This window comes from Legionella tunisiensis (assembly GCF_000308315.1).
Lineage (GTDB): Bacteria > Pseudomonadota > Gammaproteobacteria > Legionellales > Legionellaceae > Tatlockia > Tatlockia tunisiensis.
On record NZ_CALJ01000113.1, the window covers coordinates 1 to 6,591 of the forward strand.

Sequence of the window (6,591 nt, forward strand, 5' to 3'; positions counted from 1 at the left end):
CCAAAAAAGCTTAGTATCACCGTAAGCCAATGATGGTTGACGAAGACCGCTTCAATGTCGTTAGTTGGCTGCTGTGGTGTTTCTACTTGTTCTTGAGCGGTTTGCACTTCTATGTCTACCTGACTAAGCGCCAGATTTTTATCGATGGTTAATTTGATTTGACGTGTCTCGGGAGGGTAGCAAAAACCATCATCAGAACAACCCTGAAAATATAAATTTACCAAGGTTTCTCCGGGTTGCTCACCCAGAACTGGTACGGGTAATGACAGCTGTTGACGGTATATATCATAAGTACGACCCTGCTTATCAGTCTTTTTTAAAGTTTCAGGAAAGCGAAGAGTACCTAAATGAATATTAGACCCAGGTTGCTCGGTTAATTTAATACGATCGCTGTAAAGAAAATAACCTGGTTTAATTTGCCAATTAAGCGTGAAAGTATTCGGGTCAATTTGTTTGGCCTGGACTTGAAAAACGTCAGCCGCGGGAAGAGGGCTAGCATAGTTAATAAAAGAAGCTAAAATAAGTGTCGTGAATAAAAGCCATTTTTTCATAATATGCTTTAAAAAACCTGTAAAATTGTAGAGCATTGTAGTCTTAAGATTAAAAAACCAAAATTTTTTAATTTTCCCCCTTGAAAATAATCTTTTTGTCTCCATATGGCTGACATCAGTGTTACATATCTTTAAAGTATGTGGCGCTAAAAACTCAGAGCTTCCTCTGAAAATTATAGGTGATTTAACCAATCAGGAGAAAACAAGTATGAAAATTCGTCCGTTACACGATCGTGTTGTAGTTCGTCGTATGGAAGAAGAACGTACCACAGCTGGTGGTATTGTGATTCCAGACAGTGCTACTGAAAAACCAATGCGAGGGGAAATTATCGCTGTTGGCGCAGGTAAAGTCCTGGATAACGGTGATGTTCGTGCTTTGGCCGTCAAAGTAGGTGATGTAGTCCTGTTTGGCAAGTACTCTGGTACTGAAGTCAAAGTAGCTGGTCAAGAACTCGTTGTGATGCGCGAAGACGACATCATGGGTGTGATTGAGAAGTAATCTAACAAGGTTAAGGAGATTGTGACAATGGCTAAAGAATTACGTTTTGGTGACGATGCTCGTCAAAAAATGCTTGCTGGTGTAAATGCATTAGCTGATGCAGTAAAGGCAACTATGGGTCCAAGCGGACGTAATGTTGTTTTAGAAAAATCTTTTGGTGCTCCTACTGTAACGAAAGACGGTGTATCTGTTGCGAAAGAAATCGATTTTGAAGATCGTTTCAAAAACATGGGTGCACAAATGGTTAAAGAAGTTGCTGCTAAAACTTCTGACACAGCGGGTGATGGTACAACGACTGCAACAGTACTCGCTCGCGCGATTCTGGTTGAGGGTCATAAAGCAGTTGCTGCCGGTATGAATCCTATGGATCTGAAGCGTGGTATTGATAAAGCAGTTACAGCAGTAACCAAGCAATTGCAATCAATGTCTAAGCCTTGCAAAGATGGTAAAGCGATTGCACAAGTAGGTACTATTTCTGCAAACTCTGACCAAGCTATCGGTTCTATCATTGCTGAAGCGATGGAAAAAGTAGGTAAAGAAGGTGTGATTACTGTCGAAGATGGTAACAGTCTGGAAAATGAATTATCTGTGGTTGAGGGTATGCAGTTTGACCGCGGTTATATTTCTCCTTACTTCATCAATAACCAACAAAACATGAGTGCAGAGCTTGAGCATCCATACATTTTATTGGTTGACAAGAAAATCTCTAGCATCCGTGATATGTTGTCTGTATTGGAAGGTGTTGCTAAATCTGGCCGTCCTTTACTGATCATCGCTGAAGATGTTGAAGGTGAAGCGTTGGCTACGCTAGTTGTTAACAACATGCGCGGTATCGTTAAAGTATGTGCTGTTAAAGCACCTGGTTTCGGTGACCGTCGTAAGGCAATGTTGCAAGATATTGCTATTCTGACTAATGGCCAAGTGATTTCTGAAGAAATTGGCAAGAGCCTTGAAGGTGCTACATTAGAAGATTTAGGTACTGCAAAACGCATCGTTATTACCAAAGAAAACACCACCATTATTGATGGTGAAGGTAAAGAATCTGACATTAATTCACGCATTACTCAAATTCGTGCCCAAATGGAAGAAACGTCTTCTGACTACGATCGTGAGAAGTTACAAGAGCGTGTTGCCAAATTAGCTGGCGGTGTTGCCGTTATCAAAGTTGGTGCAGCGACTGAGATTGAAATGAAAGAGAAGAAAGCGCGTGTTGAAGATGCTCTGCATGCTACTCGTGCAGCTGTCGAAGAAGGTATCGTTGCCGGTGGTGGTGTTGCCTTGATTCGTGCACAAAAAGCATTGGATGGTTTGAAGGGTGAAAATGCCGATCAAGACATGGGTATCAACATTCTGCGCCGTGCGATTGAATCTCCTTTACGTCAAATCGTAGCGAATGCTGGTTATGAGTCTTCTGTTATCGTGAACAAAGTAGCTGAAAACAAAGATAACTTTGGTTTCAACGCAGCTTCTGGCCAATACGGTGACATGGTTGAGATGGGTATTCTTGATCCAACTAAAGTAACTCGTACTGCATTACAAAATGCTGCTTCTGTAGCTAGCTTAATGCTGACCACGGAGTGTATGGTTGCTGACCTGCCTAAGAAAGATGAAGGTATGGCTGGTGCCGGCGATATGGGTGGCATGGGCGGTATGGGTGGTATGGGCGGTATGGGCATGATGTAAGCCTTTCCCCCCAATTTAAAAACCCGCCTTTTGGCGGGTTTTTATTGCAGCAAAGAATTCGCAACTCTCTAAAAGTGGATTTGCTACTTAAGAGTGGTTGATTCATCTAATTTTTTTGTTTTTCATAGGGCTCCGTTGCAAAAAAGATTCGATTTACAAGATATTAAGTTTTAGGCAGATCTCAACTGTATAGTCCAAATTGTTCATTGATGAAGGACACTTCGGTTCGGTTCCCATACATCCAAATATTGAATTGTCCTTTTTTGAACATACGCATAATTTCAAATCCTTTAATCATTGCATAGGCAGTTTTCATAGACTGAAACCCTCATACAGGGGTTATAAACCGCTTAAGCTTTCCGTGATCAGCTTCCAGTTTGTTATTACGATACTTAATTTGTAAATGCTTCACATGTTCTGAAATAACCCCTTCTCCTTTTAACTCTTTAATGGCTTGTCCGTATGTCCGTACGTTGGATTTTTATGCTGACTGTAGATACACATCACGAGCAGCGTCATGTTGAGTGCTGGCGGGTGATTTGAAACCAATGAGGTATTTTTCTTGTATGCGTCTACGGTTCTAATTGCCGACCTATTTCGGATAGGCTCTTATAAATTTTTTGCGATAGCTTATGAAATCAGGCTGCTGCACAGTTTCTTTTTATCTGTCATTGTGACTAATAATTTTATAATAAATCGTAATTGTAGTAGTATGTATTCCACTCAAGATTTAAAACACAAGGAAAAAATGAAGCCACTCTATGAGGCATGCCAAAGCGACAACTTAAAACAGTTGGAAATGGAATTATTAAACGGCGCTGCCCTAACAACAATAAAAACGAATTTTTGAGTTAATCAGAAGCAGGTTAATTTATGGAAAAATTAGTCAATTATATTTAAGACAGAACAAATTAATCGATGATAGCGGTAGAGCACGAAAAGAATAAGAACCTATTTTTTGATAGCAGGAAATGGCTAAGATGAGTGAATTTATAGCCGATCAGGCTTTGAAATTATTAGATAATTTTTTATTAGATTATCGAGATGAGTTTACTTTGGTGCAGAAAAGACAACAAAGAGATACGAGTGCTCGATTTAATCGTACTATATTTTATAAGAGGTTACGGGAAAAATTATATATAGCATTTCAAGATGAAAGAAGTGCTTTATCTTCTTTATCTTCCGATGGAAAAAAAGCAGCCCATGATTTTTTAAATGTTTTTATCTAGGCAGTACAATTACCTCTAATACAATCTCAAGAGAATGAGCAATTTGAAGTCGTTGACTATGTTGAACAGCACCAGTTTGCCTATGATGAGCAACATGGCGATCTAGATCTATTAGGTGCATTTTCAAACTTTCTTTACTGTAAAAACACTCTACGCCAGAAGAACTTCTGGATGAGCTTCTGGAAGAACATATACAAAAACTACAGATAGATTTAAGGCAATATTTTTTAATCGCAGTTACCCTTAATATTGCTTATGCCATTTCTCCTTCGCTGTTTTTAGCATTGTTCACGAGCATACAGTTAGTCAATTTAGTGAGAAATTGTGTCAATTATCTTGAGCATTTTTATCATGATGAAGAAAAGCTGCAGGCTGTTTCGTTTTTTATTAGTACGTTGGTTGGGGCACTAATAATGGCATTCGCGGCAAATTATTTTGTACCATTTGTTGGCGCTTTTAATTTACTGATAGCAGGAACGCATTTATATCACCATAATAAATCTCAAGCCATTGCCAGTTTACAAAGCGGACTTATAAGTACTTATAGCTCTTATCTTACTATAGAAAAACTAGCTCCTTTTCTTCTGACACGGGGGGGGTCGTCTCCAGTTGCTATCTGTTGTGTTTCTCTTATTTTAGCGATTCGAGGAGCATTTGTCGTTGCGTCTGCCGTCACCCAAAATCAAGATCGCTCTCTTAAATCTGAAGCACAGAATTCAGCCACTATGCTTTCTGCAGACCCTTACCATTTTAGATTGAATCAGGAAAAGACACAGCCAGTTTGTTTGCGATGGCTACCGTTCTAAAAAACGGGATTCTAAATGTATTCCTTCATTTTTTGGCCGAACAGCGGAAGATAGAAAAGATGTCAAGGAACTAAGGGATATTAGAAAAGGAATCAAAGAAAATTTTGAGATCGATTTAGAGATTGGCTTTGATAAAAAGGTGCATTTTTCGCTAAAATTTTTAAATCTGCTTTTCGCATTACTCAGAAAGAAACAAGCATAGCAACAACAGAGTGCTCACTAAATTGGGCCCCGTCAATTTAACTTAAGTGCTAGACTAAGGTCTATTTAGGTGGTGGAAAGATGTTGGAGCAAAAGCTGAAAAGATATCGTTATCCCGTAGAGATAATCAGGGCATCGTCCAGGGGCTTTTCATGACTAGAAATAAACCAATCATTGTTCAACTATTTTTTAGTCAACAGGCGGCGAAAGATTCGGTGAATTTAGTTTGTGAGTTTTGTTTATTCCAAATGGTTAATAAGTAATCTTATTCAGGATGCAGGCGAACCGGAATATTAATTCCGGCGTATTCAATTCTATTGGTTACACAAGATTATAAAGTAAGCAACGTCAGCAAATAATCCAGATCCCATGCAACACGCTTCAGCCTGGATCGTACACTGCGTTTCTTACCCTCAGGCTGTTTTATTTTTACTAAGTTTAGCAATAGCCGTTTAGTTCTTGCAAAATTTTCAGCAGCTACATCATCATACTTTTTATCTTTATCATCATTAAGATGGACATCTAATTGCCAGTGATATTCATTTTCAATCGACCAATGGTCGCGTACATAACGACTTAGATTTGGGTTATCCGCATCATGGCTTGTAACGTAATAACGCCATTGCGCAATGACTTCAGGGGTATTTGTGGTAGAGCTTATGGTTTCAGTGGCAATAATAGTTTTATCCCAGTAAAAGCAAAAGGTTTTGCTTCTTCCGGTAAAGGATAAGCAAAATAGCGCCGTCGTACTGACCGACCATGACTTTCATCAAAAGCATCCTCAATCAAATTACAGGGTTTTTCTCCATGTTCTTTTGAATAATCATGAACCGCTTGATATAAAGAAGGCTGATTTTTCTTCAAACCAATAACAAAATCACCGCCCTTTTCAATGATCTTTTTTAAGATTTCTTCCTGACAACCTATAGCATCGATTGATATCGTGCAACCTTCTACTGTAAGTAAATCAAGAAGCAAGGGAATCGCTTTTATTTCATTTGATTTACTGTCCGTTCTGATATCTGCAAGTGATATTTTATTTGAAACACTCCAGGCACTTACCATCTGGATAGCTCGTACTTCCTTCGATGAACAACGAGTCCCTCTTAATGTTTTACCATCAATAGGTATTTGATCTTCCGGCGCTCTTTCTTTAATGACTATTCCCAATGTTCCTTCAATCAAAGAGCTCCATGAACTGGGATCAATCACTGAGAATACACGGCGGAACGTGCTGTAACAGGGGATTCCTGGCGACATATCTATATAGTTTGACAACCAGTCTGTTCGTGATTCAGAAAATACAACCATATCATCCCAACTTTCTGCGCCACAAAATATTGCGCATAGTGACATGAACAGCAGGGAGGATAATGGATAAATGATTTTCTCTTGCTCTCTTACATCTTCAACAGTTGATAAAAAAGCTAATACTTCGGACATCCGTTTCTTTCGTTAGTTCAAGTAGCTACAGGATTATACTGAATGTTTGACTAATTTCTTGTCATGAAAAGCCCCTGCAGGCTCAATCGCTTCCATGACCAGCGCGTGGAGGTTTTCTACCTCATTTTTACCCATGGTTTCAATATGCTGATTAATGAGTGATGTTACCGCAGTTGAAA

At 39.1% G+C, this 6,591-nt stretch carries 7 protein-coding genes and 1 pseudogene; 4 read left to right on the forward strand and 4 right to left on the reverse strand.

Annotation, left to right across the window (positions count from 1 at the left end):
* The coding region (locus BN58_RS23370; protein WP_198009846.1) for a protein-disulfide reductase DsbD N-terminal domain-containing protein at positions 1 to 551 on the reverse strand (551 nt) is incomplete at its 3' end.
* Between the two features lie 208 nt (positions 552 to 759).
* On the opposite strand from BN58_RS23370, the gene groES reads away from it, so the two are divergent.
* Together groES and groL are read left to right on the forward strand one after the other, a co-directional pair.
* Complete coding sequence (gene groES, locus BN58_RS08135; RefSeq protein WP_026069347.1) at positions 760 to 1,050, forward strand: co-chaperone GroES; 291 nt, start codon at positions 760 to 762, stop codon at positions 1,048 to 1,050.
* 27 nt (positions 1,051 to 1,077) lie between these two features.
* Positions 1,078 to 2,733 (forward strand): chaperonin GroEL, encoded by a 1,656-nt coding sequence (gene groL, locus BN58_RS08140; RefSeq protein WP_019216403.1) that lies wholly within the window; start codon positions 1,078 to 1,080, stop codon positions 2,731 to 2,733.
* Between the two features lie 328 nt (positions 2,734 to 3,061).
* Here groL and BN58_RS37645 read toward each other — a convergent pair.
* A pseudogene (locus BN58_RS37645) lies at positions 3,062 to 3,193 on the reverse strand (DDE-type integrase/transposase/recombinase); the annotation flags it as partial.
* A gap of 511 nt (positions 3,194 to 3,704) precedes the next feature.
* On the opposite strand from BN58_RS37645, the gene BN58_RS08155 reads away from it, so the two are divergent.
* Together BN58_RS08155 and BN58_RS08165 are read left to right on the forward strand one after the other, a co-directional pair.
* Complete coding sequence (locus BN58_RS08155; RefSeq protein ID WP_156812423.1) at positions 3,705 to 3,962, forward strand: hypothetical protein; 258 nt, start codon at positions 3,705 to 3,707, stop codon at positions 3,960 to 3,962.
* Between the two features lie 284 nt (positions 3,963 to 4,246).
* Positions 4,247 to 4,768, forward strand: a complete 522-nt coding sequence (locus BN58_RS08165; RefSeq protein ID WP_156812424.1) for a hypothetical protein — start codon at positions 4,247 to 4,249, stop codon at positions 4,766 to 4,768.
* 532 nt (positions 4,769 to 5,300) lie between these two features.
* Here the strand turns inward: BN58_RS08165 and BN58_RS37650 are convergent.
* Entirely contained in the window at positions 5,301 to 5,648 is a 348-nt protein-coding gene (locus BN58_RS37650; RefSeq protein WP_156812425.1) for an ISAs1 family transposase, read from the reverse strand.
* A complete protein-coding gene (locus BN58_RS23375) occupies positions 5,627 to 6,412 on the reverse strand; it encodes an ISAs1 family transposase (RefSeq protein ID WP_019216409.1) in 786 nt (261 codons plus the stop codon). Before BN58_RS23375 ends, BN58_RS37650 begins: the two co-directional genes overlap by 22 nt.
* Between the last annotated feature and the right edge of the window lie 179 nt (positions 6,413 to 6,591).

Coding starts and splice junctions, on each gene's coding strand:
- groES (WP_026069347.1), top strand. CDS start 760: ATGAAAATTCGTCCGTTACACGATCGTGTTGTAGTTCGTCGTATGGAA.
- groL (WP_019216403.1), top strand. CDS start 1,078: ATGGCTAAAGAATTACGTTTTGGTGACGATGCTCGTCAAAAAATGCTT.
- BN58_RS08155 (WP_156812423.1), top strand. CDS start 3,705: ATGGCTAAGATGAGTGAATTTATAGCCGATCAGGCTTTGAAATTATTA.
- BN58_RS23375 (WP_019216409.1), bottom strand. CDS start 6,412: ATGTCCGAAGTATTAGCTTTTTTATCAACTGTTGAAGATGTAAGAGAG.